Annotated in this window: 17 protein-coding genes and 1 other RNA gene; 6 read left to right on the plus strand and 12 right to left on the minus strand. The window is 43.8% G+C overall.

All coding sequences use genetic code 11. The annotated features are described in order from the left end of the window. Positions 1-110: 110 nt before the first annotated feature. Together FTT73_RS06360 and FTT73_RS06365 are read right to left on the minus strand one after the other, a co-directional pair. Positions 111-524 carry a YraN family protein gene (locus tag FTT73_RS06360; protein ID WP_005096365.1) on the minus strand — a complete coding sequence of 138 codons (414 nt, stop codon included), beginning with the start codon at positions 522-524 and terminating at the stop codon, positions 111-113. 15 nt (positions 525-539) lie between these two features. Then, on the minus strand, positions 540-1,499 hold the full coding sequence (locus FTT73_RS06365) for a penicillin-binding protein activator (RefSeq protein WP_005096363.1): 960 nt from the start codon (positions 1,497-1,499) through the stop codon (positions 540-542). Between the two features lie 10 nt (positions 1,500-1,509). Here FTT73_RS06365 and rsmI point away from each other — a divergent pair, with 10 nt between their 5' ends. Continuing rightward, the gene (gene rsmI, locus FTT73_RS06370; protein ID WP_180191165.1) at positions 1,510-2,352 is read left to right on the plus strand and encodes a 16S rRNA (cytidine(1402)-2'-O)-methyltransferase; all 843 of its coding nucleotides are present in this window, start codon (positions 1,510-1,512) and stop codon (positions 2,350-2,352) included. A gap of 87 nt (positions 2,353-2,439) precedes the next feature. On the opposite strand, the gene FTT73_RS06375 is transcribed toward rsmI, so the two are convergent. The 7 genes from FTT73_RS06375 to FTT73_RS06405 form a co-directional block, all read right to left on the minus strand. Next, a complete protein-coding gene (locus FTT73_RS06375; RefSeq protein ID WP_005171865.1) occupies positions 2,440-2,694 on the minus strand; it encodes a hypothetical protein in 255 nt (84 codons plus the stop codon). 175 nt (positions 2,695-2,869) lie between these two features. Next, positions 2,870-4,117 carry an FAD-dependent monooxygenase gene (locus tag FTT73_RS06380; RefSeq protein ID WP_180191166.1) on the minus strand — a complete coding sequence of 416 codons (1,248 nt, stop codon included), beginning with the start codon at positions 4,115-4,117 and terminating at the stop codon, positions 2,870-2,872. Then, entirely contained in the window at positions 4,114-5,322 is a 1,209-nt protein-coding gene (ubiH, locus tag FTT73_RS06385; protein ID WP_180191167.1) for a 2-octaprenyl-6-methoxyphenyl hydroxylase, read from the minus strand. Before ubiH ends, FTT73_RS06380 begins: the two co-directional genes overlap by 4 nt. A 117-nt stretch (positions 5,323-5,439) precedes the next feature. Further along, a complete protein-coding gene (yddG, locus tag FTT73_RS06390; RefSeq protein ID WP_074383056.1) occupies positions 5,440-6,345 on the minus strand; it encodes an aromatic amino acid DMT transporter YddG in 906 nt (301 codons plus the stop codon). Positions 6,346-6,823: 478 nt separating this feature from the next. Beyond that, entirely contained in the window at positions 6,824-7,063 is a 240-nt protein-coding gene (locus FTT73_RS06395; protein ID WP_005096354.1) for a DUF378 domain-containing protein, read from the minus strand. Between the two features lie 292 nt (positions 7,064-7,355). After that, positions 7,356-8,690: a Xaa-Pro aminopeptidase gene (gene pepP, locus FTT73_RS06400; RefSeq protein WP_005096353.1), complete on the minus strand. Its 1,335-nt coding sequence runs from the start codon at positions 8,688-8,690 to the stop codon at positions 7,356-7,358. Positions 8,691-8,818: 128 nt separating this feature from the next. Further along, on the minus strand, positions 8,819-9,451 hold the full coding sequence (locus tag FTT73_RS06405) for a UPF0149 family protein (RefSeq protein ID WP_005096352.1): 633 nt from the start codon (positions 9,449-9,451) through the stop codon (positions 8,819-8,821). A gap of 64 nt (positions 9,452-9,515) precedes the next feature. On the opposite strand from FTT73_RS06405, the gene FTT73_RS06410 reads away from it, so the two are divergent. The 3 genes from FTT73_RS06410 to ssrS all read left to right on the plus strand — a co-directional run bounded on the left by FTT73_RS06410 (position 9,516) and on the right by ssrS (position 10,635). Further along, entirely contained in the window at positions 9,516-10,073 is a 558-nt protein-coding gene (locus FTT73_RS06410) for a hypothetical protein (RefSeq protein ID WP_100328787.1), read from the plus strand. Continuing rightward, a complete protein-coding gene (locus tag FTT73_RS06415; RefSeq protein WP_004279505.1) occupies positions 10,070-10,357 on the plus strand; it encodes a cell division protein ZapA in 288 nt (95 codons plus the stop codon). The genes FTT73_RS06410 and FTT73_RS06415 overlap by 4 nt, the downstream gene beginning before the upstream one ends. 97 nt (positions 10,358-10,454) lie before the next feature. Continuing rightward, positions 10,455-10,635, plus strand: a non-coding RNA gene (ssrS, locus tag FTT73_RS06420) — 6S RNA. Between the two features lie 188 nt (positions 10,636-10,823). On the opposite strand, the gene FTT73_RS06425 is transcribed toward ssrS, so the two are convergent. From FTT73_RS06425 to FTT73_RS06435, 3 genes are all read right to left on the minus strand, one after another. Continuing rightward, on the minus strand, positions 10,824-10,985 hold the full coding sequence (locus FTT73_RS06425) for a YqaE/Pmp3 family membrane protein (RefSeq protein ID WP_005096350.1): 162 nt from the start codon (positions 10,983-10,985) through the stop codon (positions 10,824-10,826). Between the two features lie 309 nt (positions 10,986-11,294). Next, a complete protein-coding gene (locus tag FTT73_RS06430; RefSeq protein ID WP_257232860.1) occupies positions 11,295-12,572 on the minus strand; it encodes a sorbosone dehydrogenase family protein in 1,278 nt (425 codons plus the stop codon). Between the two features lie 495 nt (positions 12,573-13,067). Next, the gene (locus tag FTT73_RS06435) at positions 13,068-13,550 is read right to left on the minus strand and encodes a VOC family protein (RefSeq protein ID WP_180191194.1); all 483 of its coding nucleotides are present in this window, start codon (positions 13,548-13,550) and stop codon (positions 13,068-13,070) included. Between the two features lie 416 nt (positions 13,551-13,966). Here FTT73_RS06435 and FTT73_RS06440 point away from each other — a divergent pair, with 416 nt between their 5' ends. Together FTT73_RS06440 and lon are read left to right on the plus strand one after the other, a co-directional pair. Next, positions 13,967-14,548, plus strand: a complete 582-nt coding sequence (locus FTT73_RS06440; protein WP_180191169.1) for a 5-formyltetrahydrofolate cyclo-ligase — start codon at positions 13,967-13,969, stop codon at positions 14,546-14,548. A 146-nt stretch (positions 14,549-14,694) separates the two neighbouring features. Continuing rightward, a complete protein-coding gene (gene lon / locus FTT73_RS06445) occupies positions 14,695-17,121 on the plus strand; it encodes an endopeptidase La (protein ID WP_005171885.1) in 2,427 nt (808 codons plus the stop codon). Positions 17,122-17,145 lie beyond the last annotated feature (24 nt).

Consider the following 17,145-nt stretch of genomic DNA (forward strand, 5'->3'; position numbering starts at 1 on the left):
TACGTCTTTTTCAATCTAATAATCTGTCTTTAAGCTCAGATCATGGCAACTCTGCTTGAACTTTACAATGATCTTGAGGCAAATATAAGCATCTTTAGACCTTATTTTATTCACAGATTAATAAACTCTTGATCAAAAGTAAAAGCATTTTCAATCCATTCCAGATCATAAGGGTATTGCGAAAAGTCATGCTGTAGGGTTTTTGCAAATTGCTGTTTAAAATCAAAACAAATCACGTCAAAACGATAGTAATAGTGTGCAAATTGTGGATTTTTCTGAATAAAGCACATTGCCGTCTTGAGCATCTTGCCCTGTTTTGCTTTCGACACCGACTCGATCGCTTGCGCATATCCGGTGTGTGCACGAGCTTTGACTTCAACAAAGATCAGCTCCTGTTCACGTACCAGAATCAGATCCAGTTCACCATAACGGCTGTGATAATTGGCTGTAAGCAATTGAAATCCCTGCTGCTGCATCAGTTGGGCGGCTTGCTGTTCTGCCCATGTACCTAATTGCTGTCGCATTATTCTCTTTCCCTGTTAGAGCAGCTTTACACCTGTGCCACTGTACTGAAAACATTGCGGAGTACGCTGGACACCGTGTTCAGTGATCTGAATCCGGCCGGTTCTGCCCTGAAATTCAATCGTTTGCAGCCGCGGCTGAGATAAATACTGCTGGGTGATGTGCCAGGCATCGCCGCCAAAAGCAATCAGGCGCTGATAAGACAGATTAACCGGTTCCTTGGCATAAGCTTGCAGCACATCCGGCCAATCCGCTAAGTAAAGCACTGGAACATCACAAAACTTGATCCCTTGTGGCAGCTTGTGCTGTTCGCTCATGGCATTGGCTACGGTATACATCCGTGAACGATTTAATTCAGGCATGACAGCCATCCATTCTGCATTGCCCAGAAACAATAATCCCTGCTTGGGCATTAAAAATCGTGGTGGTTTATCTACGATTTTAAATTTCAGATCACTCTGGCTCAGCAAGGACATCAACAACAGTTCATGCTCCGCTTCACTGCCCGGCTGGCGTAAAATCAGCAGTTGCCGAATCCCGTCTTTGAATAAAAGTGCTTTTAAGGCAGCGGCATCATCTTTCTTGGATAGACTGAACTGCCAGACATTGGGAGAGACATCAGCCACTTCATTCAGGCTGAGGGTACGTACTTTGGGTTTGCTGTTCAGCAGTTGTTCCACGTCGCTACGTGCCAATGGCCCCACCACCATTCTGGTCTTTTTATTGACATGCTGTTTAAGTAGCTGGGAGATATTTTTCTGATTGGCATTGACCCATTTCAGCGGAATCTTGTGTCCTGAAGCGGTATAGGCACTGAGAAAACCCTGTTTGATACTCGATGCAGCTCGCGCCAAAGGCCCGGATTCGGGTAGAATGATCAACACTTCTGCTTGAACGCTGCTGATGCAGCTGACTAAACACAAGCCTAATATTTTATTTTTCATCTTCCATTTTTTATTATTCAATTTATTCCACATGGAGAAACCTATGAGTGCTCAGTTATTTGTTGTTGCGACTCCAATCGGGCACTTAGATGATATTAGTTATCGTGCAATTCAGGTGTTGAAGTCGGTGAGTCTGATTGCTGCTGAGGATACACGAACTTCGGCACAGTTGCTTAAACACTTTAATATTCAAACACCTTTGACTGCATGTCATGAACATAATGAAAGCAACAAAATGGAGCAGCTGATCCAGCGTCTGCTCAATGGCGAAGATATGGCCCTGATCAGTGATGCTGGCACGCCCCTGATTAGCGATCCTGGTTTTAAATTTGTTCGGGCTGCTCAAGCGCATAATATCCGTGTTATTCCTGTGCCCGGTGCTTGTGCTGCGATTGCGGCCTTAAGTGCGGTCGGCTTGCCGAGTGACCGTTTCAGTTTTGAAGGCTTTCTGCCATCCAGACAAAGTCAGCGCCTGCTGAATCTGGAAAAACTCAAAGATGAAACCCAGACCTTAATTTTCTATGAAGCACCGCACCGGATTCTGGAATGCGTTAAAGATATGGCGAGCATATTTGGAGCAGACCGTCCTGTTGGCTTCGCGCGTGAAATTACCAAGACTTTTGAAACCATCAAGAAAATGACTTTAGGTGAACTGGTCGAATTCATTGCTAATGATCATAATCAGCAAAAAGGTGAAATTGTTCTGGTGATTGGCGGAGCAACCGAAGAAAAAGATCTGGATCAGGAAAAGCTGGATAAATTATTGAATCGCTTATTACAGGATCTGTCAGTCAAAGCAGCTTCACAACTGGCAGCAGATTTAACCGGTATCAAAAAGAAAGTGGCTTATCAACGTGCTTTAGAACTGACATCAGCCAACGATTAATATTCTAGCTATCTATCACTTTTATTTTTGCAAAAAAACACCACAACTGATGTGGTGTTTTTTTATAAATCCAAGTCAAGGAATGACTTATTCTTTAGCTACCGACTCATCTGCCGGTACTTCAACGATACGGCCGCCACTTGCGAGAAAAGCCGCAATTTCGTCTTCAAGTGCCTGACGCTTCTTTAACTTTGCAGTCACGGTCAAAGTTTCAGCTTCTGCAAGATCGTTATCATTGACGACCTCTGTACTCTCTGTTGCGCCTTTTTCAGCTGCTTTTGCTTCATCATCGTCAACGATTGAATCTTCAACGTCGTCATCATAATCATTCATGTCTGTCATTTGCATCTCCCCCAAAATGAGCGCTCGCTTTGTATTTAAAGCCAGGTGTCGAATTAAGTGAAATTTAGCAATCTATGTGGCATTCGCCTAGTACCAAATATTAAAAAATCGTATTTTTTTTAAACAAAATCGTTACTCTTTATGGATGTTTGTTTAAAAAATTTACATTTCAACGTTAAGCTGCATAGCGTGTGTCTTTAAGTAAACTCAGACCATTGGCCTGTGCCATAAATACATCTTTTAACATTGGCTGATTTTCTACCTGTTTCAGACCGAAATTACGTGCCCAAACCATCGGGAAAAATGAAGTCGTTTCCATCCAGCCAATCGCAGACATGCTGTGCATCATGGCATCGTTTTGTCCTTTACGGCGGTGCTCATAACGCTTCAGGCTTTGCTCATGTGCCCAAACACCACGTGACTGATCATGCAGCAATACATCACAGAGCACGGCAGCATCCAGACAGCCAATATTCACCCCTTGACCTGCCAGCGGATGAATCACATGGGCAGCATCACCAATCAAAGCCAGACCATCTTGAACATAGTGTTGGGCGGCACGTGCTTTTAATGGAAAAGTCGCACGTGGTGTCGCTTGTACGACCTCACCGAGCATATGATGACTTTCACGGGTCAATAGCTGTGTAAAGTCAGCATCTGACAACCCTGCATATTCTTCAGCATAATCATCCGGCAAAGTCCAGACGATGGATTGCCAATGTCCCTGCTCTTCTTTTTTTAAGCTGGCCATCGGTAAAAAAGCCAGAGGGCCAGTTTCCAGAAAAATCTGGCGCGCCATATGCTGATGGGGCTGTACAGTTTGAATCGCACAGCTGATCCCGGCCTGTTGGTAATCCAGCACATCAATATCAATGAAAGCTTGCTCACGGACAAAGGAGTTGGCACCATCTGCACCAATCACCAGTTTGGTTTTAAGCTGTGTGCCATCGGCCAGATGAATGATCCAGACACCGACTCCACGTTCTACCCGGCTGACTTTAACCTGAGTACGGTAATCCTGTACATCGTCAAGCATCTTTTGCTGAATAGCCAGATTCAGGATACTCGGCTCTACCATCGAGCCTAAGGCCTGTTCTACTGAGGGTGTTTTTTCTGAAGGCTGGCCGAAATTAATGTCACCATAGCCATTTTTATTCCAGACCTGCATACCGGTATAAGGCTGCTGACGTGCCAGTTTGTTCCATATGCCGACTATTTTTAATAGATGAATGGTTGCCTGACTCAGTGCCAAAACACGTGGATTTGCCACATCTAATGTCTTATCTGCGTCTAAAATTGGGGCAGCGTCTAAAACTGTAGGCTGCACACCACCTTGCGCCAGCAGAAGTGCAGTCAGTCCACCAACCAGTCCACCGCCAATAATGACCACATCCAAGATTTCGTTATTTTGATTTAAGCTCATGCTTTTAATCCCATGGCATAATTCGCAACCAAAGGTTTAATGCCTGGAATATTTTCAAAGCAGATTAAGCCTGTGTTACGCATCAGTTTGAGGAATGGATTCTGGTTACTAAAACCGCGTACCACTGAATCACAGAATTTAATGACCCGCTGCTGATCTTTCAGGCGTGATTTTTCGTAGTCCTGTAGCATGGCTGCATTGCCTAAATCAGCACCCTGCTCAAGCTGCTCTGCCAAATAGCGATTAAGCACATAAGCATCGCGCATACACAGGTTAAAGCCCTGTCCGGCGACAGGATGGATGGTATGGGCAGCATTGCCCATCAATACCACACGGCCAACGGCCTGTTTTTCTGCCAGGACTTGAGAGAGTGGGAAGCTAAAACGGCGACCGGTTTTCTGGAATTTTCCGGCACGATCACCATAAGTGTCCTGCAAGGCATCAAGAAAATGCTGATCATTTTCATCGCCCAACCATTCACCTTCTGTGCCTTTTTTTACCGGCCAGACAACGGAACGGCGATATTCACCCGGCAATGGCAATAACGCCAAAGGGCCTAAATGACTGAAACGCTCAAAACCGACATGACCATGGGGCTTCGAGGTTTGTACTGTAGTCACGATCGCGACCTGATTATAATCGTGTTCTGAAGTACCAATGCCCAATGCTTTACGGCAGAAAGAATCACGACCGTCTGCGGCAATGACCAGTTTAGATTGTAAAGTCAGCTCAGATTCACCACGCTGCGCCTGAATATAAGCACAATCGGCATCTTGGGTCAGCGATGTGACTTGTACACCATCAATCAGTTCAATCAGTGGCTGTTTTTTCACTTGGGTCAGCAGCACACGGCCGAGCCAGGCATTTTCAATCACCTGACCGAAACTTTCGACTTTTTCCTGTTCTGCTTTTAGGCATGCCTTACCAAAGCTGCCTTGTTCGGTAATATTGACTTCCAGAATTGGTGTGGCATGTTGCTGTAGTGCATCCCAAAGGCCGAGTTCCTGATAGATCTGTACACTACGGCGCGACAAGGCACTGTTACGCGCATCAAAACTGGAATGATACGGGGCAAGATGTTCATCATCATAATCTGGATATTTGATGGCTTCCAAAAGTTTGACTGCAATATTGGTTTTCGCCAACATCAGTGCGAGGCTTAAGCCCACCATACCACCACCGACAATGATGACTTCTTGTTGCATGCTGTAATCCTTTCAATGTCGTATCTAAGTCAATAGATACTTATAATCATGATGGATTTTATATTAGCTCAAAAAAATTCTTTTTTATAATGAAATAGCGTGTCTCGCCTCTGATGTTTATTGTTTCCGGGTGGCCAACCAGCATAGAATTGCTCCAGCCGTAACCATTGCCACACCCTGCCAAAAACCAAAAGACAAAGACGTACTCAGCAATAATGCTGCAAATAAAGCAGATAACACCGGAGTAAAATAGGAAGCACCCGCCATTAATGTCATGTTTCCAGAAATAATTCCAATATTCCAGGCACCATATCCCAAACCTAAAGCTCCGGCTGCCATAATCAAAGTGACGGTATTATCATAAGTAAAATTAAGCGCTGCTCCATTCATCAGGAAATATTTGATCCAGAGCACAACCGCAGCAAGGGCAAAGAATATCGTGACCAAGTTTTTACCTTGAGAAGTTTTTACGGTCACGGAACAATATGCAGCCCACAAAACCGCTGCAGCAAAAGCTAAACCATAACTAAGAGGATTAGCTTTCAAATTGCTCCATATTTGTAAGAGATCAAAGCCGGTATCTCCGCCTAAAACCCAACAAATTCCAACCAAGGCCAATAGGCAACCAGGAAGAATTAAGAGATTGGCTTTAACGTTGTTAAAAATGATTGCAAATAATAAGGTAAAAGTCGGCCATAGATAATTAATCATCCCTACTTCAATGGCTTGCCGACTATTTTGAGCATAACCAATAGAAAGGGCAAAACATAATTCATAAGCAACAAATAAAAGACTTCCCCACCATAAATAAGGCTTTGGAATAGTAGAAAGCTTGGGTAGACCGATGGTAAAAAATAAAATAATGGATGCCACACTGTAAATCAGGGCAGCACCTGCGACCGCTCCAAAACTCTCACTGACACTACGAATTAAGCCAACATTCGTACTCCAGAAGATGACCGCAGAAAGACCAATTAAAGTCGCGACATTTCGATTAAATACCGGTAGAGCGTTTAAGAGCATGGGCTATTTACTCAGAATCAAAGATATTCAGATATATGCTTTTGTAGTTTTAAAGATTAATTTTTCGACTCATTCAGATCATGCAATGAATCAGAATGATAGTAAATAATGCAGACTTAAATTTTAGATAAGAACTGTAACTTTCAGCTAAATTTATAGTTTTGTATGACTAAAATTGGCACAACATTTATTTTTTTAAATCGTCGCTTAGCTTTTAAGGAGAACTAAGATCTACAGCTTGGAGGTAAAAAAATCATTTGTTTATGGACGTTTTTTCCTCATAACTCCGCTATTTTATGGCTATCCAAACACCCAAAATGCCGTCTCTGTCAGCCAGTCATCTAGCTCAAATCACCATAATAAAAACGGAGCCTCAGCTCCGTTTTATTGATAACTATTCCATCCACTCAAGCCGAATTTTAATTATTTAAAATCAACCTTGTAGGGATGTAAGTCATATAGATTAATCGTTGGCGTATTAACGCACCACTCGGCTATGCGGCTCAGTGTGATGCACTGTTTTTCCTAATTTCGTACCGGTATAGATCAGGTACAATGCCGACAAACCAACCAGTACATAAACAATTCGAGAAAGCGCAGTCATATCACCAAAGATTGCAGCAACCAAATTAAAGTCGAATGCACCAATTAAACCCCAATTGATGCCACCAATAATTGTTAAAGCATAAGCAATCCAGTCAATCGTATTTAGTCTCATAAGTCTTCTCCTGCTGTTCTTTAAGTTTATTTAAGGATCAGAGAAAGTATGAGAAGCAAAGCGCATTTAATATGTAGCTTTGATGCTAAAAACCGATTTTCTGTGTTGAATTCCTGTCAATTTTTAAGCTGCAAATTTTAACTGGGTGAGTTTTATTTGACTTGTTCGTGATAAATGTGATTGAAATCTTTTTTACTATCGTTGCGCAATCTCTCAAAAGATCTGGCTTCAAATCTATTAAAGCAGTCATAAAAAAAGCCGATCTAAGGATCGGCTTTTCATGCTTCTAAAATTAAGCAGCCTGTGCTTTCGCCATTAATGCTTCAATGTCTTCTACCGTTTTCACGACTTTCGCGGTTAATACCAGCGGGCCATTTGCAGTGGCCACGACATCATCTTCAATCCGGATGCCAATGCCACGCCATTTTGCATCCACAGTTTCATCATCAGGTGCAATATATACACCCGGCTCAACGGTGACCACCATGCCTTCTTCATACGGACGCCATTCACCATCGACCTTATACGCGCCAACATCATGCACATCCATACCAAGCCAGTGACCCGTGCCATGCATGTAGAACTGGCGGAAAGCTTCTTTTTCTATAATGTCGTCGATATCACCTTGCATCAAGCCAAGATCAAGCAGACCTTGCACCAGGATGCGCACAGCAACATTGTGCGGTTCTTTATAGGAGTTGCCAATTTGCACGGCATTGATCGCAGCGATTTGGGCATCCAGTACCACGTTATACAAGGCTTTCTGTTCCGGACTGAATTTACCATTCACTGGAAAGGTACGGGTAATATCTGAAGCATAAAGCTGATATTCAGCCGCGGCATCAATCAACACCAAATCACCATCTTTCAGCGCTTTATCATTTTCTACGTAGTGCAGGATGCAGGCATTTTCACCGCCACCGACAATACTGTTATAGGCCGGAACACCGCCATTCTTGCCGAAAATATAATTCAGCTCGGCTTCGAGTGCATATTCCATCATGCCCGGACGTACTGCTCGCATCGCTTGAGTATGTGCATCTGCCGAAATATCTGAAGCAATTTGCATCAGTTCAATTTCATTGTCATCTTTATGCAGACGCATTTCGTCAATAATACGATCCAGCTGAATCACTTGAGCAGGTGCAGACGTACCACGCCGGCTTTCACCACTTGCAGTCGCAATCCATTTCGCTACACGTGCATCAAAATCCGCGTTGTGGCCAATGCGATAAAATAACTGGTCTTTATTTTGTAATTTTTCCAGAATTCCTTCATCTAGCAGATCAATCGGATAGGCTTCATCTGCATCATAATCCTGCATCGCCCCATCAATCCCTGCACGATAGCCATTCCAGATTTCCATTTCCCGGTTACGTTCCCGGCAGAATAAACTATAGCTATAGCCTTCTTCTTCAGTGTCAAAGGTTTCAATCACAGCCACAGCTTCAGGTTCTGAAAATCCGGTTAAATAGAAGAAACTACTGTCTGCACGGTATTTATAATCTGCATCACGGTTACGCATCGCCACCGGACTGGTCGCGATAATCGCAATACTGCGTAAACCAATTTCCCCTGCGAGAATACTGCGACGTTCCTGAAAATCAGCTTGTGTTAATTTCTTCATTACACCTTACTTCTTGTCAATTCATGCTTTTATTGAAATATTCTCTTGAAAACAGAACATATATTCTAATGAAACAGCAAAATATATGCCTGATTTCAAGCAGTGTGATGACATAGCTAACTATTTAGTTAGCTTGGACGTTTAGGCGAGAAAATTTCGACCACGCTTTGCGCCTCTGTAGCAGAAACCTGAGGCTGCACTTTTTGTGTCAATTGCTGCAAGAGTGGCGTTTCCTCAACCTCCACTTTCTTACGTCCCAAAGACAGGCTCACTGGAATCAGGCGCACAAATTCATACAATTCCTGATAGCTTTCTTCACCTTCGGCATCATCGTCTGAGTCTTCAAATTCAACCGCTGCAACATCTTGTAAATGTTCAATCAGTTCTACTTCGTCCTGACGAATATGACCAGAAGCCAGACCAAAACCTAACACCACGCCTGCGCACCAGTCCGCCAATGCCTGCACACGTTCTGAGAGCACATGCTCATCATCTGGAAGCAAAGGTAAATAATCCAGTTCATCTTCAGACAATGCATGGAAAACATCTTCAGCTTCGCCAGTCAACAGTTCTAATGCTTCGGCATCCAGTTCAGGCACATCCAGTGTTTCTAAAATCTGTAACCATTCTTCACTGCTCGGTGCCTGGGTGACACAAACAATCCCGGTCAGCAAACCATGCAGTTCACTCGGGCTAGAAATTTCCTCAATTGAAGAAAAATTGCGGTGCCATTCGGTCCAACCTGAAATATCGTCTTGCATTCGTTTATCCAATCTCTATACTGCTTATATATTACCTCTGTTTGCAACACTGTGCGACCTCGATATGTTAGAAGAATTACAGCGTCTACAAGTGCAGATTGGCGTGTTAAAAACGCGACTCGCACGGCTTGAAAGTGAGAATTCCAGTTTGCGCGAAGAGCAAGACTCTTCCATGGTGCAACATCAACAGCAAATTGAACAAAAGAACAGCGTGATTGCGCAAAAACAACAAGAAAATGAACACCTGACCGAACAGCTGACAGATTCTCGTGCCCAGTTTCAACTGCTCAATAATGATGCAACTGCACTGGCAGACCGTTATGGCCGTCTGGAAAAAAGCTGTACCGATCTGAAAAACCGTTTTCAGGAAATTCTGGCTGAACGAAATGAACTGCGGGTTTTGAAGGAAAAGATGCTGATCGAGCAGCGTCATGCCCAACAGGAAATTCAGCGCCTCAATCAGGAATCTGAGCGTTTAACCCAGAAAAATGAAAATGCCAAAGCCAAAGTTGAGGCGATTATTCAACGTCTGGCAATTCTCGGTACTGCGCAGGATCATCATGCACAAGAAATCCAACAACTGGCCCATCCGACTGAAGTGACTGAGGAAGCCTCATCATGAGTGAACAAATTGCAATTGATCTCAGAGTATTGGGGCATAGTTTCCGTCTGGCCTCTACTCCTGACAAGCAGGAAGAATTAGAGCGCGCGGCACAGTTATTGAATGATAAATACGATGAATTTCGTCGTAAAGCACCACGCATGGAACCCAGCAAGCTGATTATCATGGTGGCACTTGAGCTGATGCAGGAAGTCTTGAACATGAACAGATCACTGCAACAATATGCGCATTGCGAGCGTTTGTTACAAACCATTTTAGAAGAAGTTGAGGAACTAACAGAATAATCTCATATTCTGTTTAAACTTCGGCCATTTGGCTGAACTGTTTACAGTTCATGAACAGCATAGAGTTGCCACACCGACATTATCGTTTATAATTAACTTATCTCTGAGGTGTTCGCCAGCGGGTCTATATCCCTGCCGATACTTATATCTCCGGATGCGTTCTGCATATTTAGAGTGTATGCCTGCCTTCGTGCAGGAAACCCAGCAAGTATGCGTCGCGTCCACCTTGAACTCATCGGGTTCAGGGTAACGACATGCAGCGGCATCTTCGGAGTACTTAATTTTTTGCTTAAAATATACTTATAATTCTCTTAAAATCCTTTCTAAACTTTCTCTCAGTTTTATATTTCAGTATTTATCTCGGTCATTTCTCAAAGTTCATTTTATTCATACCATTATCTGGTAGGCCTATAAAATGCTTAACAAGAAAATCGCTTTGACTTTCTTTTAAATACACATTGAATTTTCAAGTTATTTGATCTCGATCTAAAATAAACATGGCCCAGATTGCGGCAGGAATCCAGCCTAAAATTGAAATCTGCAGCATGAGACATATTGTTGCTTCAACCGGTTTGTGAATGGTCATAAATAAGGACCAGGGGAAAATAAAGGCAATCATCAACTTCATTTTAAATACCCTCTTGTGTTCGTGTTTGCAATTTTAATATCCAGTTTTTACTGGACTCTGTGTTCGCTCTTTTTAGTGTTATCAAAAAAAATATGCATGCTGTATCATTCTAAAAAACATCTCAAAAGCCTAATTCAGTTAGCTTAAATGCAGCTTAAAAATTATTTTAAATCAGCTTGGCGAACTTATATTTTCAGTTATCGTCTTGACGTTTTTATGAAAAAGACCTTGCTTTCACTCGCGCTGCCCAGCAGCTTTTCACTCGACTGAAACCCCTCATCTTTGGGCTGTTTAGGTGAAAACTGATTGCTACTTGGCAGCCGTATTCAAGGGTGATACCCGCCAAATCACGTCACCGACATCATCAGCCACTAAAATAGCGCCTGCAGAATCTACGGTTACACCAACAGGGCGCCCAAATGCTTTGCCCTGCTCGCTTAAAAATCCGGTTAAGACATCTTGAGGCTGACCGAAAGGCTGGCCATTTTGAAAGGGAACAAAAATCACTTTATAGCCACTATGCGGTTTGCGGTTCCATGAGCCATGCTGGCCAATCAGTGCACCATTTCGATAATGAGGCATTAGATCTGCTGTATAAAAACTTAAGCCCAATGATGCTGTATGATTACCCAAAGCATAGTCTGGTGGAATTGCCCGTGCCACCCGTGCAGGGTTTTGCGGCTTGACCCGTGTATCTACATGTTGGCCATAATAACTATAGGGCCAGCCATAAAAAGCACCGTCTTTAACCGAGGTGAGATAATCTGGAACCAGATCATTGCCGAGCTCATCACGCTCATTGACTACCGTCCAGAGTTTGCCACTCTGTGGTTGCCAGTCCATACCATTCGGATTACGAAGTCCGGTTGCAAAAGGTCGTGCTTGAGTATTGGCCAGGTCAAATTCCATGATCAGTGCCCGACCTTCTTCTTGATCCAAGCCATTTTCAGCTACGTTACTGTTGGAACCTACCGTAATATAGAGTTTGCTGCCCGTAGGATTGGCAATGACATTTTTGGTCCAGTGATGGTTTAAACGACCCGCCGGTAAATCCAGTACTTTGGTGCCGGTTGCAGTAATTTGAGTAGCACCTGCTTGATAAGGAAAGCGCATCAGGGCATCAGTATTGGCCACATACAACATATTGCCGACCAGTACCATGCCAAATGGAGAGTTGAGATTCTGTAAAAATACAGTTTTTTGTTCAGCGACTCCATCACCATTATTGTCACGAAGCAGACTAATGCGGTTAGCACTCGGATGCGATGAGCCGGCTCGCTGCATTACCCATTTCATGATTTTGCCTTTAATTCCTTTGCTATCATCAGGCTTAGGTGGTGCATCGGTTTCGGCCACCAGCACATCACCATTTGGCAATACATAGATCCAGCGCGGATGCTGCAACCCTTTGGCAAATGCCTGAACTTTTAAACCTGTAGCGGGAGTGGGCATTTTGCCCTCAGGCCAACCTTTGGCAGGTGCAATATTGACTGTAGGCAGCAAGCTGGATTTTGGTTTGGGTAACTGTGGCTGGGAACCATAACTGTCAGCAATTGGCGACTTGAATGGCATAGTACAAGCCGTCATCGCCAGCAGAAGTGCCAAGCCTGCACCAGGCAAAAAAAAGTGAACCGGCTGAATAGGCATTTTTATCTCTTGTTATTTTTTATCGTCATCGAATTACTTTAAAAAACAATTGGAGATGCCACTAGTGGCTTGATGTTTTTTCTGGTTATGAATTGGTTATCAATTTTGAAGTAGATTTGTTTTTTTGTCGTAGCAGCATGATGCACAAGAGCTAAAAGAATTCTGATCAGCCATTCGATTCAGGGATTGTTGTAGTTCATCCAAGCAAAGCTCTGTTTTAAGGTTTCAGATACTGTTCAAAAGAAAAGCCCATTTTTTGATGAGTATTTAAGTTTAGACCAGACTTGGATGATCCTAAATTGGGGGGAATTGATGCACCAGAAAGTGCGATATTTGTCTGCTATGCTTTACATAAATAACCAAAGTAGATGATCCGAACAGTTGAATAGGCTTGCGCTACCAAGCCAGTGAAACGGCTAATCAGATTTTCACAGCTCAACCACGAACTGCCGCTTCGATCACGGCGATGTCAATTTTCTGCATGCTCATCATTGCATCAAAGGCGCGCTTGGCAGCGGCACGGTCAGAACTGGCCAATGCCTGCATGAGTGCGATGGGTATAATTTGCCAGGAAATGCCCCACCTGTCTTTACACCAGCCACACTCGCTTTCCTGCCCCCCATTGCCAACGATTGCATTCCAGTAACGGTCGGTTTCTTGCTGATCCTCCGTCGCGACCTGAAATGAAAAAGCTTCGTTATGCTGAAATGTCGGGCCACCATTCAGCCCCACGCATGCAACACCCAGCACCCTAAATTCGACAGTTAATATATCGCCTTCTTTTCCGGCTGGATAATCTCCGGGTGCACGGTGTACCGCGCCAACCGAGGAATCGGGAAAGGTCTCGGCATAAAACCGTGCAGCAGCTTCAGCATCATTTTCATACCAAAGGCAGATGGTGTTCTTGGCAATCTTCATCATGTTTCATCTCCATTGATCCAGGTCTTACGCGCTCTGCCTAAGTACAATGTTTTTATCTATCGGGTTAAGCAATCAGCTCACCCTTTCTCTATATTTCACCCAAAAACACAATCACCCTGTTTCAGATTTGTAGCTTTATTAATCAAAATATGTTTTATAAACAGCAAAAGGATGATGTAGAAACCAATCACTCAGAGAAAATAAAAAATATGGCATTTTAAGGAGCAAATAACTCAATGCCCTAGCTTGACCAATTTTAATCAAGCTGAAACAGATTAGATTCATGGCAAAATCTGCTGAATTTAAATAATTTTATAGCTCGTCATAGCAGAACGAAGATCACAATTATTTTTTACTTTTCCCGAATTCCCACTTAGACTAGAGCACACTTTTGTTAGATCTGCTTTTGCCTTATGACCATTCAAGAATTAAGACGATACCTGCGTAAAACACGTCGTCATCTTTCTAAATTTGAGCAAAGGCAAGCTGCACAAAAAGTACTAAACCACCTTTTACGCAGTCCACAGTTTATGCATGCCAAGCGTATCGGTATTTACCTGCATGCCTTTGGTGAGATTCATACCCAAGCCATTATTGAAAGCTGCTTTAAACTGGGCAAACAGATCTATCTGCCTGCAATTTGCGACATGAATCAGCAGCTGGTCTGGGTTCGGATTAGCCAGCATCAATATCGTAACAGGCGCTTTGCCTATCATCGTCTGGGAATGCAGGAGCCGATGAGCACCCGTGGCGTGCATGTTTCCAGACTGGATCTATTGATCATGCCACTGCTGGCCTGTGACTATTCAGGTACACGTATTGGTATGGGTGGCGGTTTCTATGATCGCACCTTGGCCTCTGCCCGTGCCCGCCCGTTCCGTCTGGGTCTGGCGCATGATTTTCAGCTGCTGGCACAGCCTTTAAAACGGGAAAAATGGGATCAGCCCCTCGATGCCTTAATTACCCCGACTGTTTTTTTAGCTTTCAAACGCTAATTTTTCAATTTCCCTGTTGTGAACTACTTTAAAATCACATAATTAGTCATTTTTCATACAATTTAATCTTAACGCCCCTTGTATTTTTTAAATTACCCATCACTATTAAAACATGGCAACACCGTTGTCACTCATTAGGAGTGCTCATGTCTGAAATTATTATGAATCAAGAAACCTTAGAGCCTCAGGTTCCAAGTGTACTACCCCTTTTGGCGCTGCGTGATGTGGTGGTTTATCCGCATATGCAAATTGCGCTGTTTGTCGGTCGTGAAAAATCGATCAATGCAGTTGATGTGGCTCGTAACAGTGACAATCTAGTATTTGTAGTTGCGCAAAAAGATTCGCTTACAGAAGAAATTGATCACGACAATTTATATCAATACGGTACTGTCGCGAAGATTGTGCAAGTTGTGAATCACGAAAATGATGAAAACTGTATCAAAGTCCTGATTGAAGGACTGCACCGTGCCAAACTGAAAACCATCATTGACGAAAATGAGTATCTGACAGCAGAACATGAACTCAGCCCAATGACCGTTACGGTGGATGAAGACACTCAAGCCGTGCGCTTGCAAGAATTACGTGCGCTTTTTGCTCAATATGCAGAAGCGAAACTTCGTAATGCGCGTGAACTGATTACCGCAGCCAACAAAATTGAAGACCTGTTACAGTTATTATTCTTCGTGGCGACCCGTGTTCCATTGAATATTGATGTCAAACAAAAATTCCTGGAACATGATGAATTCGAAGCGCATTTAACTGAGCTGATGACTTATCTATTGCAACAGTCTGAAGAACAACAGATTGAGCAAACCCTGCATGATTCTGTTAAACGTCAGATGGAAAAGAACCAGCGCGAATACTTCCTGAATGAAAAAATGAAAGTCATTCAGCGCGAGCTTTCTGATATGAACGGCGGCGCGGAAGATGATGTCGCTGAAATTGAAAAACGTCTTGCTGAAGCAGATTTGCCTGAGCATGTACGTAAAAAAGCAGAAGCTGAATTCCGTAAACTGAAAGCAATGCAGCCTGCTTCAAGTGAAGCTGCTGTGGTACGCAACTATCTGGAAGTGATTCTGGATACACCTTGGAATAAAGCCAGCAAAGTCAGCATTAACCTGAACAAGGCACAGGAAATTCTGGATGCAGACCATTATGGTCTGGACGATGTCAAAGATCGCATTGTCGAATATCTGGCAGTTCAGTCGCGTGTGAAAAAATTGCGTGGTCCGATTCTATGCTTGGTTGGTCCTCCAGGTGTTGGTAAAACTTCACTCGGTGAATCGATCGCCAAAGCAACTGGTCGTGAGTTCGTGCGTATGGCGCTGGGCGGCGTGCGTGACGAAGCTGAAATTCGCGGTCACCGTCGTACCTATATCGGTGCGATGCCAGGTAAAATTGTGCAGTCGTTGACTAAAGTAGGTGTAAAAAACCCGTTGTTCCTGCTCGATGAAATCGACAAGATGGCGCAAGACTACCGTGGCGATCCGGCTTCTGCGATGCTTGAGGTACTTGATCCATCACAGAACAACAAGTTCAGCGATCACTATCTAGATCTTGATCTAGACCTGTCTGAAGTAATGTTTATCTGTACCGCAAACAGCATGAACATTCCTGAGGCCCTGCTAGACCGTATGGAAGTGATTCGTCTTCCGGGGTATACCGAAGAAGAGAAAGTCAATATTGCGGACCGCTACCTTGTTCCTAAAGCCATCAAGAACAATGGTCTACGTGCCAAAGAATTGACCGTGCATGAAGAAGCGATTCGTGACATCGTGCGCCGTTATACCCGTGAAGCCGGTGTACGTAGCCTTGAGCGTGAAGTATCCAAAATTGCACGTAAAGTGGTCAAAGAAGCGGTGAGCAAAAAAGCCAAAAACCTTCAGATTGAAGTGACAGCAGGCAATCTTCCAGATTACTTGGGCGCACATAAATTTGACTATGGTATGGCGGAAGAAGAAGCACAAATCGGCCGTGTCAATGGTCTGGCCTGGACTTCGGTGGGTGGCGAATTGCTGACCATTGAGGTTGCAGCCGTTCCAGGTAAAGGCAAGTTCATTACCACCGGTTCTCTTGGCGATGTCATGAAAGAATCAATTACCGCTGCCATGACTGTGGTACGTACCCGTGCAGATGAGCTTGGCATCGAAGCGTCCCGCTTTGAAGAAACCGATGTGCACGTGCATTTACCGGAAGGTGCGACACCGAAAGATGGTCCATCCGCAGGTTTGGCATTGACCACTGCATTGGTATCTGCATTTACCGGGATTCCGATTCGTCCGGATATCGCGATGACAGGTGAAACCAGTCTGGGTGGTCGTGCATTACGTATTGGCGGTTTGAAAGAGAAACTTCTTGCAGCCCATCGTGGTGGCATCAAGCTGGTCTTCATTCCACAGGAAAACGTACGTGATTTGGCGGAAATTCCTGAAAATGTAAAAGATGGTTTAGAGATTAAAGCCGTGAAATCGATTGATGAGATCTTACCGCTGGCCCTCATCTCTTTGCCAAAAGCCTTGGTGAAAGCCCCGATTGTAAAAACCAAAGAAGAAGCGAAAGCAGCCCGTCATTAAGATGAGCTGATTTGCCAAAACCCT

The sequence above is a fragment of the Acinetobacter sp. YH01006 genome (assembly GCF_013420445.1).
GTDB classification, from domain to species: domain Bacteria; phylum Pseudomonadota; class Gammaproteobacteria; order Pseudomonadales; family Moraxellaceae; genus Acinetobacter; species Acinetobacter pseudolwoffii.